Here is an 18,930-nt window from a genome sequence, read left to right as displayed (position 1 = left end):
TCTTGGAAGAGCCCGTATTGACGACTTTGCTGTATAGCTACTCCCCTTAGTGGAAGTTGAATATAATTTTCTAGTTTCAGTATAAATATAATCATGTTTGTAGTCAATTCATGTGATTTTCATAAGTAAAGGTAATAATGCTTTGAAAGGAATACAAGCAGCCAACCAAGGGTAATTAAATAGAAATGAAGAAATTGGAATTAATATTTTGTATGAAATGAAAACTTTTTCCCTCGTCCATCGTCTATATGTAGTGGAAATATCCCTTGCCCATAAGAACATTAGGTGATATGATACGCGTGCTAAACAATCTCGTCATAGATTTTAAAATTAGGTGGTGATCATTTGAACAGGATAGATATGAGAAAGAAGAAAAAGAGAAAAAAATTCGGTTTTATAATCGGTATTGTCTTAGTCTTGCTCGGATTAGGGACTTATTACTGGGTTGATCAATATAATCAAGGTTTATCACTTTCAGAAGAAGGTACGTTGAAAGAACAAAATAAAGATTTCGGTATTTTTGATGGACCAGAACCACAATTCGGTGAAATCAATATAATGCTGCTTGGCTCAGATGCACGGAAAGATGAAGATGGTCGTTCAGATACATTAATGATAGCGAATTACAACCAAGATACTGAAAAGGTGAAGCTAATATCGATCATGCGTGATACGTATGTCGAGATTCCTGGATACGGCATGCAGAAAATGAATTCTGCATATAGTCTTGGCGGTCCTGAGCTCGTGCGCCAGACAATCAAAGAAAATTTCGGTTTGGATGTACATTATTATGCAATGGTGGATTTCAATGGCTTCCCTAAAATTGCAGATATTATCGCACCGGATGGCATTGAAGTCGATATTCCCTATACGATGTCACATGGTATTTACATGACGCTTCATCCAGGCGTACAAAGATTGAAAGGCGAGCAGCTTCTTGGTTATGTCCGTTTCCGCCATGATAGCAAAAATGACTTCGGTCGGGTTGCACGTCAACAAGAAGTTCTCTCAAAATTGAAGGATGAAGCTGTTGGCGTACACAGTCTCATGAATTTGCCTAAGTTATTAGGAGCAGCCGACGCTTATATTGATACGAATCTGGATAAAATGACGATGCTTTCCATTGGCAAAGGAATTTTGAATAATAAATCCGAAAAAATCGATACCCTGCGCATCCCTGTAGACAACTCTTTTACAGATCTTGATGTTAGAGCGGGTAGAGTCCTTGATATTGATTTCGATAAAAATATTGAGGAATTGAATAAATTTCTGGATGGTACGACAGAAATCGTCGATACTAAAGAAAGCAGCGTAAACTAAAAACAAGGTATCCCTTTTCGGGGATACCTTGTTTTACGTTGTTTTTCGTTCCGGGTGCTCGCCTTCACGTCTAAAGAAGCCAAAAATCCCAACGGTCTGGACGATATTTGTGAAAGCTTGTGGATCGACTTCGTTTATGATTTTCTCTAAGTCATACAATTCATACCTTGTGATAACCAAATACAGCATGTTTTTATCTTCTTTTGAATAAGCGCCTTTCGCTGGCACAATCGTAATACCACGTACCATCTTCTGATGGATTGCCTGTTGAAGCTCTTCAGCCTTATGGGTAATGATCATTGCCGTTACCTTTTCATGGCGTGTATGAATCATGTCGATGACAGATGTTGTCACATATAATGCTACCATCGTATAAAGAGCGTTCTCCGGCTCATATAATATCCCAGCTAACACTATAATGATACCATTCAGCAATAAGAAATAAGTTCCGATTGGTTTATCCTGCAGACGCGACAATACCATTGCGACAATATCCATTCCACCCGTAGAAGCACCGAGCTTTAACGAGATGCCGACACCGACGCCGGCAATCACTCCGCCAAAAACGGCATTAAGGATAATATCGCTGGAAAGTGATAGAACCGGTAATATCTCCAGGAATATCGTAGTAAAAACAACCGAGATAATACTATAAATCGTAAATCCTCTTCCTACTTTAAACCAACCCAAAATGAATACTGGAATATTAAATAGGAATAGTAAAATACCTGTGCTAACCGAGATGCCCAATTGATCGAACAAAATGCTTGAAACTAACTGTGCAGCCCCAGAGAATCCGCTCGCATAGACATTAGCGTTAATCAGGAAAAAGTTCAAGGAAATCGCCATTAGCAAAGACCCGAAAATTACAACGATAATACGTTTTGCTTCAATAAAAAACATAAGTACCTCCTCAATACAGTTCACGATAGATACTTGATTATACTTCATTCCTAGAAAAAATTCCTTCTTTGACCGTTAAAAAAACACCAGTGAATTCTGGTGTTCAGGAGCTAATCCTATGTTTATTAAATTCAAAATAAAAATACGATGTAATTCCAAACAATAAGATCAGTGAAATGAGTCCAACCACAGTTCCTTGCATGTCAAATCCTTTAAAAAAGGATATCAAAGAAATGCTTCCGACAGAACCTGCTAATAATGCCAACATAATAACCCGCAGCATGAACACTCCACCTTTTCATTGATTAAAATCGTTCTCAAATACATTTTACCCGAGTTGAGAAGGATTATCAATAAACAGATGAAATGTATTTATAATGGTCCATATTCTTATAAAAATTTTTCAATTTAAAAAAAGAGTCTTGTATTTCGTGTAACGAAGTATATAATTCAGTTTAGCAGGTTGTTCAAATGAATAGAAAAGTGGAGAGACTATGCGCACCTATAATGAGAAGATCAGCATTTACCACGGGATGGCTTCGACTATCGCAGTAAATTTTTCAAACAACTTTTTCCCGATTTTCGCGATTACGATGTTAAGTGCGACCAATTACCAAGTCGGCCTCATCAGCTCGCTGCCGCCTTTAATGGCGTTGATCATGACAATACCAGCCGCGATCTTAATCAATCGCGCACATACACAAAAGAAGCTAGTTGCCATGTCAGTCCTATTGGCACGACTTATGTTTCTACTGATTATCGGCATCATTTACGTCCCTTCCCCGACGACGCATGCTTGGATTTTCTTAATCGTCATCGCAATTATGAGTTTACCAAATACCGTTGCCAATATAGGATGGCAGACTTTCATTAGCAGTCTTGTTGAGGAATCAAACCGGGGTGCCTTTTTCAGCGACAGGAACAGGCTGTTGACAATTGTTGGATTGATTTCAACATTGGTGATCGGAATTGTAATGAAAGATGCATCATCCAATGTAACAGCCTATCAATTATTGTTTGCGGTCGCTTTTTGCTTTGGGATGCTAGAAGTATTTTTATTGTTGAAGCATGAGGAAGAGCCTGTAAAGACGGACAGCTTATTAATAAAGAAGAAAATGATGGATTGGTCAATTTTCAAGCATCAAAATTATGTTTCCTTCCTAGTAGCGGCACTTTTTTTCAATTTCGCCTGGCAGATGGCGTGGGGCATCTTTAATATTTATCATGTCAGATTTGTCGGAGTGACAATATTCTGGGTTAGTATGTTCTCTGTCGGAAGCATGTTAGCGCAGTTCTTGTCCTTCCCTCTTTGGAAAAAGTGGGCGGAAAAAAGATCGAACACGTTAGTGTTCGTATGGGCTGCAATCGGTATGGCCACAACGCCTTTCCTAACAGTCTTATCTACGAATGTGTATTACATCGCTTTAGTTCAGACGTCTTCAGGATTTTTCCTTGCAGGTGTCGTGTTGTTATTGTTCAACTTGCTTTTGGAACAGTCCCCCGATCCTGTTAGAACGTATTGCATAACAACTTATAATGTATTGTTATCAATTGTTGCGTTCGTAGCTCCTCAAATCGGCATTTGGCTCTTAGAACAATGGGGTGTGGAAACAGCTATGTATATTAATTCGATATTGCGATTTTTAAGTGCTGGATTATTTTTTATTGTTTATGTCAAGTTTACAAGGAAATCTACTATAACTTTATAATTGATGACTTATATACATTATCAAATAGCTATTGCTTTCCTTTTGGGCGTCCGCTTTCCGCGGGCATGGCTTGAGTCTCCTCCTCCGCTTCGCTACGTCCGGGGTCTCAAGGCTCATGCTATTCCCGCAGGAGTCGGACACCTTCATTACAAGCAATAGAAACCATAAATACCAACAACATCCGTCTTTTATCTCATTTGATGACAACATGATTCATAATAAGTTCCGGAGATTGGCAGCCGTAGGAGTAGGCAAGGCAGAGGAATCCGTACTTTTCTAGTATCGGTCGGCTCATAGCGCTTGCGTCGACGGTAAGGAATCGATATCCTTTTTCGATTGCTTTCGCAGCCCGAATGGATAAAAGAGACGTATAAAACCCTTTGCCCCGATAATCAGGTAATGTCGAGCCGCCCCACAAACTTGCGAATGAAGATTTTTTTTCAAAGTATAGCCATGCTGCACTGACCAGTTGATCATTATCATATACCCCATACAAATATAAAGATTCCGGGTCATTCTGCTTGTCTCTCCATAACCTGTCCCCTAACTCTTCATGCGATTCTTCCCAAATGGTATCAATAAGAGATATTATCTCCCGGATACCTTTCTCATCAACGATTTCCTTTAGATAAGGCTGTTCATCCTTTTGGAGAAATGGATGGTTATCGTTAATATCCATAACCATTAAAGCTTCCCGAGGTTCTATAGTGAAGCCTTGCTTTTCAAGAAGATCTTTCAGATGATCCGGTTTATCATAACTATACACTTTCCATTCAAACCCCACACCAAGTCGGTTGAAATAGTTCAGCTCTTCCTGAATGACATGACTTGCATTCACTTCATTCAAAGTGGAGTGAATGATGAATCCCCTCTCGTCATGCAACGATATATGTCGGACTACATGTTCCGTTTCCTCACGTCGAAAGCCTGCTGATTGCATATTCTTTCGAAGCTCTGTATCGAAAAGTAATAATAAATCCTGTTTATCCAAAATGCCCCCACCAATCTACTAGTTGATTTAACTTCTGTCCATACTTTACCATTTGGACATTCATTTTGGAAAGTGGTCAAGCATGGTAATATAATGAATATGGTAGAAAGGGGTTTTGATAATGGCAGAACATCATTTTCATCTTAAAGCGGATTGGCCGGGATTACGTAATGATGTCGGAACGATTGAAACATTAAACTTGAAGACTGACGTATCTATCCCAAAGGAAATGGACGGGCCCGGAATCGGGACAAATCCAGATGAGATGCTGCTCGGTGCAGCTGCAACATGTTATATCATTACGCTTGCGGCTATGCTGGAAAGAAGCGGAGTGGAAAAAGAAAGCCTGACGATGGAGTCTGTCGGAGTAGTTGACTATACGAACGGAATAGTTACGTACAAAAAAATTATACATAAACCTGAAGTAATCTTGGCTGAAGGTATGGCTGAGAAGCGTAATATTGTAGAGAAACTAGTTTTGAAAGCGGAAGCTTCATGCATGATCAGCAGGGCGTTGCAAGGAAATGTAGAGGTTACAGTCGAGCCAAACATAATCTTATGACAACAGAAAAAAGTCTCTTTGTCTGATTTTCGGACAAGAGACTTTTTTCTATTTCATCTTAAATGCTTCACTAAAAAACCACCATTGAACGTTGTTGGTTCGTAAGAGATGATGAATGCTTTAGGCGTAATATCCAAAATGGTACTACGAAGCTTTTGTTCATCTTTTCGCTTGGCGAGTACTTTCATAACGAGGCGTTTGCCATCCTTGCCATCTGCAAACCAAGATGTCACGCCATAATTTTTTTCCCGCAATTGCCTGCAAATATCCATGTCTGTGTCATTGACAACAACTTCGAAAACAGTATATCCAAGTGCCAATTTCTTCTCGATCCGGCTTCCAACGTATACCCCGAGCCCCCAACCAAAACAATAAGCTGCGATATTAATTGGATTGTCAAGATTGTCCAGCACCAATGTCAACCCCATTAAATAGATGAACACTTCCGCCATTGATACGGCAGAGGCGATGACACGAAGTCCTTTGAATGTAAATAGGACACGCAAAGTGAATAATGACACATACGCCAAGTTAATGGCGATGATGGTAAAAATCATGGATAGCATACGTTTCCCCTACTCTATCATTTATAATGACCTGCAAAAAAACATAGGACGGAAAGAGACAGTTATTCGTCTCCTTCCAAACCTATGTATGTTTTATACAAACTCCCTAGGAATTTTCGTTTCCCATTTACGATTGAAGACTTCTTCATCCCCTTCAAATGCAACCAAATGGTTCATCAAATAGAAGTATTGTTCGTCAGCCGTCATGACGCTGCTTGTTTCAAGGTTCGTCTGCCATTTATCCTTGCCAACAGACAATGTCCAATCGCATTGTACTTTCGCAGTTAGCGGCTCGCCTTCTTCCACAGTGTAAATATTGCGATTCGTACTGCCGTATTCGATTCCATTGCTATGCAGCTTTCTCGCTCCTTCATCAGAAAAATCATCAAGTGTCCATACATTCGATATGACATCATGTGAAATGACGCGTGTCCTTTCCGCTTCCCGCAAAATATCCTTTTCCAATACTGGGGCCGCCTCAGGATGCTGGAATGGTTGAAGTTCCGAATCAATCGTTTTCGGCTCCCTCACAGGCAATGAAAGGAATGTCTTCTCTGAAGGATTGACTGTCAAAGTCGTTTCTTCAGGAGATGGCCAAGCATGCGGCCAATACGTAGGTGATATTGCCAATTGCCAGCGATGCCCTTTTTCCAGCTTGTGACCGATTGCATTCATATCGACTGTGACACAATATTTTTCCCCGGGCACTAGATACTCGGGAAACTCATTGCTGTTCCGATGTGTAAGGTTCAACAATCCCCACGTTACACGAGTGGATGAACCGTCGGGCGCTACATCATTCAATCTTACTGATAGTAAAGCATTCGGTTTGTCAGATGAAAGTTCAACTGTGAATGAAGGATGTCCTAAAATTTGAACTGGTTCATCTACCGGTTCCGAATCAAACACGACGGCATAGCCGTTTTCATTTCTTTGATCTCCCGGCAAATCACCTGGTTGACCGAACGGACAAAAGACGCCTGCATGAAGACCGTGCTGTTGAACGCTTTCCACCTTGATTTCTTTTACATCAGCAATTTCTGCATTCAATTTTGATTGATCTAGATAGTATCGTTTATTTATGAGATCTGCAGGCGGCCATTGCTCTTCCGCCACCCAATGGCCTGGCCTGATGAAATAATTGGTTTGGGGCGGGACACTATCTTGAATCCAAGCCCGCAGCATCGGTTCTTCCATAATGCCTGTATCTTCACCTTTCAACCAATGATCCCACCAACGCAAGCATTCCTGAAGGAAACCGATTTGTGGACCTGGAACCGCCATTTCTGGATATTCATGCGCCCAAGGACCGATCAATCCTTTGCGAGGTCCTTTCAAACCTTTCAATAGCCGCGGAATGGCGTTCGTATAGCCATCCGCCCATCCGCCAACTGCATAGACCGGTATATCAATATCTTCATAGTTTTCACATACAGAACCATGCTTCCAATAATCGTCTCGTCGTTGGTGTCTAACCCATTCTTCAACAAATGGAGGCGTCTTTTCCAACCGTTCAAGCCAATTGTCACGCCATGCTTCTCCGACCACTTCCGGATCGGCGGGGCGCGCATTATATGCAAGCATTGTTGAAGCCCACCAAAGCATATCGGAGGCAAGCATCGCTCCACCTTTATAATGAACATCATCCGCATAACGGTCATCTGTTGAACAGAGTGTGATGATTGCTTTTAAAGATGGATGTCGCCTTGCAGCCACTTGTAGACCATTGAAACCTCCCCACGACTTACCGATCATACCGATGCCACCAGTAAACCATGGTTGTTCGGAAATCCAAGTGAGCACTTCCAATGCATCATCCTGTTCCTGCTTCAAATATTCATCATACAAAATCCCTTCAGAATCGCCGGAACCTCTTATATCTACACGGATGCTCGCATATCCGTGGCCCGCAAAATATGGATGACGGAGCGAATCCCTCAGGGCAGTGAAATCATTTTTCCGATACGGTATATATTCAAGTATTGCTGGTACAGGACTTTGATCAGCATCTTCCGGCAGCCAAATTTTTGCGGAAAGTCGAGTACCATCCGACATAGGAATCCAAATATTGTTCATTTCCTTAATTTTTCTTGGAAACTCTGTCCTAACATTTCGGTTTGATTCACGTACGTTGAAAACCATTATGATAACCTCCTATTAATTGTCCTACTTACGCTTTTGGAAAGTCCTGCTTTATCCATCTCAATAGAGAGACGACAAGCAGAAGATAAAAGATATAGATTGGTACTGAAACGACGACTGCTGACGTTTGAATGACCCGCAACCCGCCGATCAAAAGCAATGAAATTGATATCGTTGCCAGTATAGCTCCCCATACCATCCGGTGCCATCTTGCAGGCTCTTGCCCATCACCCAACTCCTTCGTCGCAGTAGCCGAAAGAATATACGTAGCTGAGTCCATTGATGTCGAAAGGAAAATAACCGCCAGTATGACGAAGAATGGTAATACAATGGAGCTTAATGGCAATGATTTCAATATGGCAACAATTGAAGCAGGTCCACCGCTTTCCGCTAAAATATCCTTCACAGGAAGTAAATCTTGCAATTGCAAATTCATCGTATAACCGCCGAATACCATAAAGTAAATCCAACCACCGATAGAACCCCATAAAAGCATATGAATGATCAATTGACGGATTGTTCTACCCTTTGAAATTCTAGCAACGAAGAGGCCCATGAAAGGAGCTGTCGCCGCAAACCATGCCCAGTAAAACACTGTCCAGCCTTGCGGAAATCCACTTTTGCCAATAGGATCTGTATAAAAGCTCATCATGGCAAAATTTTGGATCATCATGCCAAAACTGTTTGTGAAATATGTCAAAATAAATAAAGTAGGACCGGCAAGAAAAACAAAGATTGCAAGTGCTAAAGCAAGATAGACATTAATGTCGCTCAATCTGCGGATCCCTTTATGGAGACCTAAGTAAGCACTCGCAGAGTATACGACTGTAATACAAATGACAATGATAGCATCCAGTGTAACGGTTTGTTCAATTCCTAAAATACTACCTACAACCGCAGATACCATTGGGACTCCTAAACCGAGCGATGTCCCTAACCCCCCTACCAAACTCCAAATGACTAGAATATCGATCAATTTACCTAGCCAGCCATCTGCATACTTCCCGAGGGCCCCACTAAGAGCGACGCTCATCTTCAAAGAAGGACGTTTTTTAATGAAATAAGAATAGGCGATGACTACAGTTGGGAATGCATATAATGACCATGCTGAAATTCCCCAATGGAATAAGCCATAAGTCAATGCCCATTCAGCAGCCTCTTTACTTTCCGGTTCGCTCCCGAACGGAGGACCTGTGTAATAAAAAACCGGCTCAAGCATCGACCAATACATAATGCTTGTACCCATGCCAGCCGTGAATAGCATCGTCCCCCAACTGAATGTAGAAAACTCAGGCTTGCCTTCGCCGAGTTTAATTTTTCCATAGCGGCTGAATACGAGCCAAATTAAAATGATGAATAATCCAATTGTCAAAAACTGAAAAGCCCAATCCATTTTATATGTGATTTCAGACATCAAATTGTCTAAATACGGCTCCGCGGTAGAACGATTCATAACTAACAAAACAGTTGCCGCTATAATGACAGCTATTGACGCCCAAAAAATAAATGGATCAATCCGAACTTTTTTCATTTCCCCCACCCCTTTTTTATTTTTCTAGCAGTACGGGTAAGTTACCCGCAATTTGATAACGCTTTCAATAAATCTACGAAATGTATTAACCTAGCCTACCTTTCAATACATTTTGAAGATTGATTGAATTTAAAATCATAATCAGATATAATATACTAATCATGATTATTTTATTAATATCGATTATTCTATCACAAGAAAATTGATAGAACAATCATAAATAGCAAATTATTATAATGTAAATCTTGTATAATTGAAATACGGAAGGGCAGTGAGTAGATTGAGCAATAAAACAATTCAAATGAGCAGAATGTGGAAATACTTTATAGAAGCAACAGTGGAAATTATCGAAGAAGAAGGCATCAATCAAGTAACTATTAGAAAAGTGGCGGACCGCGCGGGATATAATAGTGCAACAATCTACAATTATTTCAAGGAAGTTTCCCATTTGATTTTCTTTGCTTCTATGAAGCTATTGAAAAATTATATTGAGGAAGTCACTGTAAAAATGGATGCAGGAAAAACATATTTGGAAAAATATATGCTCGCATGGGAATGCTTCTGTAGTCATTCCTTCAGGCAGCCTTCCATTTTCCATGCGGTTTTCATCATGGATCTCGGTGATCACCCAGAAAAAATGATTGAACGGTATTACGAGATGTACCCATCCGATTTAATAAACATTCCAGAAGAGTTGAAACCGATCTTATTTGAGAGAAGCATGACAAAACGGGGAAAGTCGCTTTTGGAGATGGCTTCAAAAGAAGGAAAGATCGATGAATCCCAAGTGGACTCGCTGAATGAAATGACTAATCTTTTATGGCAAGGTATGATGACGAATATATTAAATAACAGATTGGATTATAGTTTGGAAGAAGCAGAACAAAAAACATTGAAATATATTGGTCAAATGGTGGAAAATGCATTGACAAATATGAGTCATAGTTAAAAACCGATGGACGGATCCATCGGTTTTTTGAAATTTATACAGTTTGCCATTTCTGAATGAAAAAAGAAGCCGTACTTTGCAACTTTGGATAACGTTTGGACTTTTTCAATGCGAAATACAAAGTTTTCATGAAATGTAGTGAATTCGTACGTCCATAGTAAAACGATTGGGAGTACCGATCTTCAGGTGTTTTCCGATCCAATTTGTCAAAGACTTGCTCGACCCACTCAACTAAAATGTCTTCCGGATAATCGATGTTCGGTAATGATAGGATGATTGCGACTAAACGTTCATCCTCGTCATCGCTATAGACACCACCTTTCCAAAAGCAAGATGTTACGCCTTCCAAAATAACAGGAATCAATCTTTTCTCTGCTAAAGGATGACTTGCGATAACTGCCGCAAGATCCGCACCGTGGGCAATGCTATGGGCCCACCCTTTGTCCTTCACATACCCACGAGTATCTTGTTCATGTGAAAGATAGGTTGCGCATTTCTCCATCGCTTCACTTCGCAATTTCGGATCTATGAAAGGATGTTCTTTATCCAACCAAAATAGTCCAGTGAGCCAAAGAGTTGAGAAGGAGCGGATAAACACATCGTCCGAGCCTAGTTCACCGATTGACACAAATAAATATTGATCTGTAATTAATTCTTTAAGGGCATGGATCAATTGATTTGTTTCCAAGTGTTGTCCCGAAATCAGTTTGACAAAAAGTCTATAAATCAGTTCATCTCGCAACTCGCCATCCGGGGACCCTAGATTGGCTAGCATGTTAGAAAAAAGCTCCTCACCATGCATTTCCATATAGTTTCGACACTGCAAATCATCCATTTCCAATACCATCTTCATTTGCTGTTTCATGAGAGACCTCTTTTCCGTGGCTTTATTCATCAAATTCGGATTCTAGTCGCTTCTTGAACTCTTCAGCTGCACTATACCCTTGCTGTTGTAAATACCAGTTGTTTGCTGCCGCTTCAATCAATCCCGCTACGTCTCTACCCGGCTGCAACTGAATTTGAATATGTGGGACCGGAACGTCCATATATGTCTTGAATTTCGCATCGAGCTCCAATTCATTATTCAATGCATTGTCTTGCCATTCGGTCAGTTCAATATCGAGCGCAATCCGGCTTTCTTCCTGAAAAGCAGCTCGTCCATATAATCTGACAACGTTGAGCAACCCAATGCTTCGAAGTGCCAGAAATTCCTTATTCTTTTCATCGTGAGTTCCGAGAAGCGTTTGTGGACTTAGTTTTTTCAACACTACAATATCATCTGCAATCAATCGATGCCCTCTGCCAATCAGCGTATGCGCCGTTTCACTCTTCCCCACTCCCGACTTGCCACGGAGCAGAATTCCGATTCCTGCAACATTCACACATACTCCATGGACAGCAATTTCTGGAGCCATTTCTTTCGTTACGTATGCATCCAGCTTCGCGCTCATTTCGCTTGTCGAGTCAGGCGTCCGTAAAACAGGAATATGCTCTTCCGTGCAATATTGCAGCAACCCAAGCGGCTCTGCCTGATTGGATGTAATGATGATGCATGGCGGATCATACTGAACAATATTAGCAATTCGCATCTTGCATTCATCATCTGATAACGTATGTAAGTAATTGATTTCATTCTTTCCGAGGATTTGGATATGCTCAGTCGCAATGAAATCGAATTTATCCATGAATTCCAATCCTGGTCTTCTGACTTTCGTCTTTTTCAAACTTTTATCTAACATATGGTGTCCAACAAGGACTTCCAAAGAAAATCGTTTAACGATGTTTTCAATAGTTACAGTCTTCATTACGATACTCACCTCTTATTCCGTATGGATGCGGTCAATTATTTCATTTCGTATTAGTATAACATGTTACGCTGGATATATATTCATGAAGACCAGAAAGAAAAAATAGAAAACTTCTAATAAAATGTTTAACCATTCTGAAAGAAGGGTATTCGTAAAGTACAAGGCAGAACGAAAGTGGAGACGATTGAATGAAAGTCAAATCCGCGAAGATTTGCACAGCCTTGGCGGAAAATTTGCTTTACTGGCAAGTGGAACACTCGTCCGGGGAAAAGGATTTTACTCCGGCCACTTAAGTACGGTAAGAGGTAGGTTTTTTGTGGAAGTGCAACTTGAAGCTGACACCCCATACAGCCGATCACAAAAAGGGCTAAACTTTTTAAAGTTAGGGGTCAGTTCGATCAACCTGCACTGACGGGCGTTTATAGTTTGTCAGGAAGAACAGTTTGAAGCAGGTGAACAAACAATCAAATTTTCCGGTGCGGAAAGAAGAGCATGGTCCTATATTGGGATCATGCTCTTTCCATTTGTACATATATGTAACATTATCCATGTGTGACCCGTCTATTTCGAAAAGGAGATGACAATATGAGGAAACTTCTGCTACTATTATCTGGCATATTCATCATAGCAGGCTGTTCGAATGGGCAGTCTTTGCAAGGTATTGGGAAGTCACAACAATCACAATCGGTAATTGATTGGGTAGATATCATCCGATGGAATGACACGGATTATGTTAATAATTATGAAGTCAATCAGCTGAAAGAGGAATGGCCTACAGGTACCGAACTTAGTGAAGTAAAATTTAAAATGGATGGACATGCAGGCGCCAATTATCAAATGAAAAACGGTGACGCTGCCTACTTGGATATAGGTACAAAACTTTATGAAATGAAAGGCTATGATCCGGCATACAGAATAGTGGCCAACGGAAAAGTGTACGAGGTTTTTCAACCAGAGAACGCTGAAACTATCGGTGATTTTTTGGATATTGACGGTAAAGTCAAAAGAATTATCTTGCAAAGTTCATATGATTTATCGATTGTCGGTGAATTCTCACAGCAACGAATAGATGAATTTGTGGATGAGCTGCTTGCCCTCCCCTATGATCCGGCTGTACTTGATGACAGAGGTTCGGGTCCGCACGTATTTTTCGGTATAGAGTTAGAAGACGGGACAATGACAAGAACCGTTTATTATCCGGAAAGTAAAGTTATCAATTATGGTGCTGTAGCATCGGATCGCTTAGCGGAAATATTTGAAGAAGAGACCGCGGATTACGAATATTAACAGTTAAGGAGCTTCCCATAAAGTCGTCTGGACAGCTCCTTTATGGTAGAAAAAAGAGCGCATTCAAAGTGTGTCGTCTTGCGGGACGAAAACGAGAATTTATTGTTGATGAACGAGAACTCCGAGCGCGTAAATGGGAACATTTTCGCTCAAAGTAAGCCGCCTTCGCTCCATTCTTTCAGGACACTCATTAATTAAAAAATCACGCCTCCGAAATTGCCTGTCAAAACTTGTTTCTCATTCTGATTCGTGCAGATAAAAGATGCCTGAATAGCCGTCCGATTATTATCTTGTTTTTCGTAAACATCAATCGTCACTTCACAATTAATAGTATCCCCCGTAAAAACCGGTCTCAGAAATTCGAAATTCATAGTCCGAGCAAGCACATTTTGCTCTCCACCAATTTTCGTCGGCAATGTCGCGGTCAACAAACCTTGTATAACAAGCCTTCCCTGTTCATCTGGTATCACATGGTGGGTCCCTTCATCCCATGAGATTTTCGTAAACAATTCCACATCTTCCGCAGTAAAAGTCCGTTCAAATGAAATGACATCTCCAACTTGTAATGTCAATTTAATTCCTCCTCTTTTAATTATTGCAGGAGCAACGCCTTCCAATCTTTCGGTTTAACATACATATTGATCCACTTCTTTTCAGGCGCATTATACGGGGCTGAAGCAATTAAACGTTCATCATTCCAAGCTGCTGCCCCGGAACGAATCATTTCATCTAGCAGGATTTGAATAAATTCTTCAGGAGAAACTTGGAATGAGTACCTAGCAAAATCCTGGAACCAACCACATGATAATAGATAGGTGCCAATTTCATCTCTCCTCAAACCGTCTTTCATTATTAACGTAAATGAAAAAATTCTTTTGCACGCATGCCATGATACTTTTTCAGGCGAACTGAGCCACTTTTCAAGTCGTTTTCTTGCTGTATCTATGGAATCTTGCGGATTTTCGATTTGAGGTCCATGCCCTGAATACGCCTTTTGAATTGGCAGAGATGATAACCGATCTAAACTTTCTATTGATCGTTGGATGGATGACACACCTTCCCGAAATAAATTCAACCACCCAATATCATTTCCGTGGAATAGATCACCGGAAATCAAAACTTGTTCCTTTGGATCATATAAAGAAATATGCCCTAATGTATGACCCGGTGTGTGCAACACTTTTAGTGTTCTATCCCCCGTTTGAATCTCTTCGTCATCTACTAGTTTTCTATCCACGCGATAAGGCTCTACAGGCTGATCCAACCATTCTGCACTACAAGCTTCAAGGTCACAGGAATTAATTAACCCGGCATCCCATGTATGGGCAGCAATTGAAGTACCATAGTTTTTTTGAAAGTGATAATTCCCGCCTACATGGTCACTATGATAATGCGTATTTACAATCAAATGTAGATCTTCTGGTGAAACACCAGCTTGTGTAATGAATTGTTCCGTCTCCTTTGTATCACTCCCAAATCCGGTATCTATTAGGATTGGTAGCTCGTCTTTAATTAAAATCATATTTGCACTTGGAAATTTTCTTTCAAAGAAAATAATATTAGAGTGTTTCAATTATTATTTTTCCTCCTTCAGAATTATTTCTTCATGAAATACTTGTGTCCAACTTTTTCAACTAGGTTTGGAGCAATCGCGTACAATTTGCTCGAAAGACCCATAATACCGGGCAGGTTGATTTCGCGAACTGGTTTTTCGATTGTTTGGACGACCGCATCTGCAACGGTGCCAACTTGCAGCAAATGTCTGCCAACTGACGAACGGTAGCTTCCCGTTTTGTCAGCGATGTCTATGAATGGCGTATCAATCGGACCTGGGTGGATGACGGAAACATGAATACCGTACGAAGCAACTTCCAAACGAAGCGCATTTGTATAACCGATCAACGCATGCTTAGTTGCTGCATATACAGAAGCTTTTGGCGTCGCTACTTTTCCAGCTTGGGAACCAATATAAATGAGATGCCCTTCCTGCTGGTCCATCATTTGCGGAAGGATACGTTTCGTCAGTTCGATTGGTGCTATAACATTTGTATCCATCATTGAACGGATTTCATCATCAGACAAAAGATGTGCAGCTTCGAAATAGCCCACTCCAGCCGAAAAAACGACAATATCTATTGGACCAATTTGTTCCAACAGACTTTCCATCTCATCCTTGTTTGTCACATCCGCAGGAATGGCAATGGCCCCCTCGTTTTGCAATTCCCAAAGTTTGTCCGGAGCTCTGCCAGTTGCAAAAACGGTGTATCTTTCAGTATCAGACAATAGCCGCATAGCTGTTGCATAACCGACACCGCTCGTCGCTCCTGTTACTAAAACTGTCTTACGTTTGTTCATAATACAAAATACCGCCTTCAGAAACATTTTCTCGTACAAGCTCTTTTGCAACTAAATAATCGGTTTGCCCGATCGTTTCAGATAAAGTAAGGCCAAGTTCTTTTTCATAGACGGTTGGGAACAGTTGCTGTGTCAGCTCATAGATCGTCTTGCTTCCTTCGGTCAGCATCGCTAGCACTTTCATTGCCCGTTCATGCTGCTTCTGAAGTCTTGATTCGATGAGGGTATGAACATTTCGAACTTCATTTCCATGACCGCCATAAACAATATCAATCGGCAGATCTAATAGCCGTGATAGTGAAGCATTGTATTGCAACAACGACTTTGGCCGCTCTTCATGGCGGTCAGCAGGAGGTTCAATTAAAGGATTGGACGATACTTTTTCAAGTACAAGGTCGCCTCCAATCATCTCCCCTGTCTTTTCATTAAATAATGCAATATGGCTTTGCGCATGTCCAAGCGTTTCCATAACTGTCCAGCCCGGATGTCCGTCCCACTCGTCACCTTCCCCGATTGTCCTATCGAGTGTCCGGTCTCCCATCAATCGTATTGGCCGTTTCATTTTTTCTACCCAATTAAAATAGTGTTCCGGTACACCTTCCTCTTTCAAGCATTGCAAATAAAAACGATCATGGTATTCCATAAATGCCTGATCCCTTTTCAACCAAAGATCATTGTACGAATGACCAATCACTTCCGCTTTGTCGAAGGCATCCATCCATCCTGCATGATCGGGATGATGATGCGTTAAAATGACTTGCTCTATATCATTGAATGTATATCCGATTTCCTTTAGGCCACGTTTCAACGCTTCGTATGCTTCCGTTGTTTTGGGTCCTGCGTCAACTATGGATAAGGCATCTCCTTTTACAACGAATGCATTGACGTCGCCGACAGCGAAAGGCGTCGGGATTTCGATTTTATGTATCATATAAGTAAACTCCTTCGAATTTCATTAGATTTAGCATTTATGAATGGTTATTCAGTCCATTGTACATCTTTTCTAATGTTCCGTCACCCTTGAAAAATCCACATTCTTGAAACCTTTAATCGTGTCATCCGTAGTATGCTATAATGACGATAACTTTTTTACTAGGGGGATCGATATGGGGATTTTCAATTTTTTCAAAAGCCAATTTATCGAAGTTATAGAATGGACAGACCAAAGTTCCAATACAATGGTGTATCGTTTTCCGGTACAAAACCATGAGATCAAAATGGGTGCCAGTTTGATCGTACGTGAATCGCAAGTTGCGGTATTCGTAAATGAAGGTGAAATCGCGGATGTATTCACTCCTGGCCACCATGTGCTGTATACACAAAACATGCCTATTTTGACAAAACTGAAGTCCTGGAAAACTGGATTCAACTCCCCTTTTAAAGCGGAAGTCTATTTTGTGAATACAAAACAGTTCATTGATCAAAAATGGGGTACATCCAATCCGATCATGATGCGCGATGCTGATTTCGGGATGGTCCGTTTACGCGGTTATGGTATTTATTCTTATAAAGTGTCTGATGCTACCGTTTTCTTGAGGGAGCTGTTTGGAACGAATAGCTCGTATGATACGAGCAGTATTGAAAACCATTTGAAGAGGATGATTCTTTCCGGATTGACAGATCTCTTTGCCGAATCGCAAATCCCGGCGCTTGACCTTGCGATGCATTATGACGAGCTGAGCACGCAAGGAAGAGAGAAGATGAAAGAGCGTTTTGCTGAATTCGGTTTTGACATCACATCACTCTATATTGAAAACTTGTCCCTTCCAAAAGAAGTCGAACAGGCAATGGATAAGCGGACGACGATGGGTGTTCTCGGGAATATGAATACGTATACACAATTCCAGGCGGCGGAAGCGATTCGCGATGTAGCTAAAAATGATAGCAGCGGAATGGCCGCAACAGGTGCCAGCATAGGTGTCGGAGCTGCAATCGGGAATGCGATGGCGGGCGCGTTCACTTCAAATCAGCAACAGCCAGCACCTCCGACTGAACCGGCAAAAATGGCATGTCCGCACTGCCAAGCACAAATTCGTGCTACAGCTAAGTTTTGCCCGGAATGTGGTAAATCCGTTCAAGAGAAGAAAGTTCCTTGTATTAATTGCCAAACGGATATAAAAGAAGGTTCAAACTTCTGCGGGGAATGTGGCGCTAAACAAGTGACAGAGAAAAAATGTGCGGCATGCGGAGTGATTAATAGCCCGACTGCGACGTATTGGTCAAAGCATCCCGCAATGTCGCCTCCGGACTGATCGATAAAGTCGAGCCTTTCCAGCTTAGTGGGTTACTTGACTACAAAACGGAATATTTATCGGGCTTCCTTGCAGAACGTTATTCGATACCGTTAAAAGAAGGCTGGTTGTCCGCCCGTACTATTATCGATCAAAGAATTCGAAATGGAATTCTTCGCAAGGAAACTGGCGATGAAGTGAGAATTGTGAAAGTGGATACATCATATGATGGTATTACGTTCAAACATATTTTGCTGCCACTTTGGATTTCTTCATTCAACTTTAATAATAAAGTATATCGCTTCCTTGTGAATGGTCAAACAGGTAAAGTAAGCGGAAAAGCCCCCATCAGCATTTGGAAATTGACGTTCACTGTTTTATTGACAGTGCTGGTCGCCGGTATAGTATTTATGTTTCAAGATATGATGTAACAGTTGACATTTATCTGACACCATGGAATAATCACTATAATTTACAATAATCTAGCGTTGACGAAGACGAGTAGAGGCAGTGAAGGAAACAGGAAGTGCGGTCACCGACTGAGAGCCGCAATCCCTCTCCTGCCACGAACCTACT

At 41.1% G+C, this 18,930-nt stretch carries 20 protein-coding genes; 8 read left to right on the top strand and 12 right to left on the bottom strand.

What is annotated here, in order from left to right; genetic code table 11:
* The first annotated feature begins 345 nt into the window (after positions 1-345).
* Positions 346-1,320 (top strand): LCP family protein, encoded by a 975-nt coding sequence (locus AC0L13_RS08285; protein WP_473645797.1) that lies wholly within the window; start codon positions 346-348, stop codon positions 1,318-1,320.
* Between the two features lie 33 nt (positions 1,321-1,353).
* Here AC0L13_RS08285 and AC0L13_RS08280 read toward each other — a convergent pair whose 3' ends face one another.
* A complete protein-coding gene (locus AC0L13_RS08280; RefSeq protein ID WP_473645796.1) occupies positions 1,354-2,223 on the bottom strand; it encodes a YitT family protein in 870 nt (289 codons plus the stop codon).
* Between the two features lie 103 nt (positions 2,224-2,326).
* Entirely contained in the window at positions 2,327-2,506 is a 180-nt protein-coding gene (locus tag AC0L13_RS08275; protein WP_473645794.1) for a hypothetical protein, read from the bottom strand.
* A gap of 211 nt (positions 2,507-2,717) precedes the next feature.
* Here AC0L13_RS08275 and AC0L13_RS08270 point away from each other — a divergent pair, with 211 nt between their 5' ends.
* The gene (locus tag AC0L13_RS08270; RefSeq protein WP_473645792.1) at positions 2,718-3,932 is read left to right on the top strand and encodes an MFS transporter; all 1,215 of its coding nucleotides are present in this window, start codon (positions 2,718-2,720) and stop codon (positions 3,930-3,932) included.
* 193 nt (positions 3,933-4,125) lie between these two features.
* On the opposite strand, the gene AC0L13_RS08265 is transcribed toward AC0L13_RS08270, so the two are convergent.
* Entirely contained in the window at positions 4,126-4,923 is a 798-nt protein-coding gene (locus tag AC0L13_RS08265; RefSeq protein ID WP_473645790.1) for a GNAT family N-acetyltransferase, read from the bottom strand.
* Between the two features lie 121 nt (positions 4,924-5,044).
* On the opposite strand from AC0L13_RS08265, the gene AC0L13_RS08260 reads away from it, so the two are divergent.
* Complete coding sequence (locus AC0L13_RS08260; RefSeq protein WP_473645788.1) at positions 5,045-5,485, top strand: OsmC family protein; 441 nt, start codon at positions 5,045-5,047, stop codon at positions 5,483-5,485.
* A gap of 53 nt (positions 5,486-5,538) precedes the next feature.
* Here the strand turns inward: AC0L13_RS08260 and AC0L13_RS08255 are convergent, their stop codons facing one another.
* The 3 genes from AC0L13_RS08255 to AC0L13_RS08245 all read right to left on the bottom strand — a co-directional run bounded on the left by AC0L13_RS08255 (position 5,539) and on the right by AC0L13_RS08245 (position 9,724).
* Positions 5,539-6,051, bottom strand: coding sequence for a DUF2179 domain-containing protein (locus AC0L13_RS08255; protein WP_473645786.1), 513 nt, complete (start codon positions 6,049-6,051; stop codon positions 5,539-5,541).
* Between the two features lie 93 nt (positions 6,052-6,144).
* Positions 6,145-8,193, bottom strand: a complete 2,049-nt coding sequence (locus AC0L13_RS08250) for a CocE/NonD family hydrolase (protein WP_473645784.1) — start codon at positions 8,191-8,193, stop codon at positions 6,145-6,147.
* 28 nt (positions 8,194-8,221) lie between these two features.
* Positions 8,222-9,724 (bottom strand): BCCT family transporter, encoded by a 1,503-nt coding sequence (locus AC0L13_RS08245; RefSeq protein ID WP_473645782.1) that lies wholly within the window; start codon positions 9,722-9,724, stop codon positions 8,222-8,224.
* Between the two features lie 280 nt (positions 9,725-10,004).
* Between AC0L13_RS08245 and AC0L13_RS08240 the strand changes: the two genes are divergently transcribed.
* A complete protein-coding gene (locus tag AC0L13_RS08240; protein WP_473645780.1) occupies positions 10,005-10,673 on the top strand; it encodes a TetR/AcrR family transcriptional regulator in 669 nt (222 codons plus the stop codon).
* Positions 10,674-10,707: 34 nt separating this feature from the next.
* Here the strand turns inward: AC0L13_RS08240 and AC0L13_RS08235 are convergent, their stop codons facing one another.
* Complete coding sequence (locus tag AC0L13_RS08235) at positions 10,708-11,538, bottom strand: DUF2785 domain-containing protein (protein ID WP_473645778.1); 831 nt, start codon at positions 11,536-11,538, stop codon at positions 10,708-10,710.
* A 22-nt stretch (positions 11,539-11,560) separates the two neighbouring features.
* Complete coding sequence (gene hprK / locus AC0L13_RS08230) at positions 11,561-12,478, bottom strand: HPr(Ser) kinase/phosphatase (protein WP_473645777.1); 918 nt, start codon at positions 12,476-12,478, stop codon at positions 11,561-11,563.
* 187 nt (positions 12,479-12,665) lie between these two features.
* Between hprK and AC0L13_RS08225 the strand changes: the two genes are divergently transcribed.
* Together AC0L13_RS08225 and AC0L13_RS08220 are read left to right on the top strand one after the other, a co-directional pair.
* A complete protein-coding gene (locus AC0L13_RS08225; RefSeq protein ID WP_473645775.1) occupies positions 12,666-12,893 on the top strand; it encodes a hypothetical protein in 228 nt (75 codons plus the stop codon).
* 173 nt (positions 12,894-13,066) lie between these two features.
* The gene (locus tag AC0L13_RS08220) at positions 13,067-13,768 is read left to right on the top strand and encodes a hypothetical protein (protein WP_473645773.1); all 702 of its coding nucleotides are present in this window, start codon (positions 13,067-13,069) and stop codon (positions 13,766-13,768) included.
* 194 nt (positions 13,769-13,962) lie between these two features.
* On the opposite strand, the gene AC0L13_RS08215 is transcribed toward AC0L13_RS08220, so the two are convergent.
* Genes AC0L13_RS08215 through AC0L13_RS08200 form a run of 4 tightly spaced genes read right to left on the bottom strand, consistent with a single transcriptional unit; the run spans position 13,963 to position 17,054 of the window.
* Positions 13,963-14,340 (bottom strand): hotdog family protein, encoded by a 378-nt coding sequence (locus AC0L13_RS08215; protein WP_473645771.1) that lies wholly within the window; start codon positions 14,338-14,340, stop codon positions 13,963-13,965.
* Positions 14,341-14,360: 20 nt separating this feature from the next.
* Positions 14,361-15,341, bottom strand: a complete 981-nt coding sequence (locus tag AC0L13_RS08210) for an MBL fold metallo-hydrolase (protein ID WP_473645769.1) — start codon at positions 15,339-15,341, stop codon at positions 14,361-14,363.
* 23 nt (positions 15,342-15,364) lie between these two features.
* Positions 15,365-16,123, bottom strand: coding sequence for an SDR family NAD(P)-dependent oxidoreductase (locus tag AC0L13_RS08205; protein ID WP_473645767.1), 759 nt, complete (start codon positions 16,121-16,123; stop codon positions 15,365-15,367).
* A complete protein-coding gene (locus AC0L13_RS08200; protein WP_473645765.1) occupies positions 16,110-17,054 on the bottom strand; it encodes an MBL fold metallo-hydrolase in 945 nt (314 codons plus the stop codon). The genes AC0L13_RS08205 and AC0L13_RS08200 overlap by 14 nt, the downstream gene beginning before the upstream one ends.
* Positions 17,055-17,229: 175 nt before the next feature.
* On the opposite strand from AC0L13_RS08200, the gene AC0L13_RS08195 reads away from it, so the two are divergent.
* Together AC0L13_RS08195 and AC0L13_RS08190 are read left to right on the top strand one after the other, a co-directional pair.
* Positions 17,230-18,375, top strand: coding sequence for an SPFH domain-containing protein (locus AC0L13_RS08195; protein WP_473645763.1), 1,146 nt, complete (start codon positions 17,230-17,232; stop codon positions 18,373-18,375).
* Complete coding sequence (locus AC0L13_RS08190) at positions 18,339-18,785, top strand: hypothetical protein (protein WP_473645761.1); 447 nt, start codon at positions 18,339-18,341, stop codon at positions 18,783-18,785. Before AC0L13_RS08195 ends, AC0L13_RS08190 begins: the two co-directional genes overlap by 37 nt.
* Positions 18,786-18,930 lie beyond the last annotated feature (145 nt).

Source organism: Sporosarcina sp. QA0331, assembly GCF_055808055.1.
This window is presented reverse-complemented; position numbering and strand designations above follow the sequence as displayed.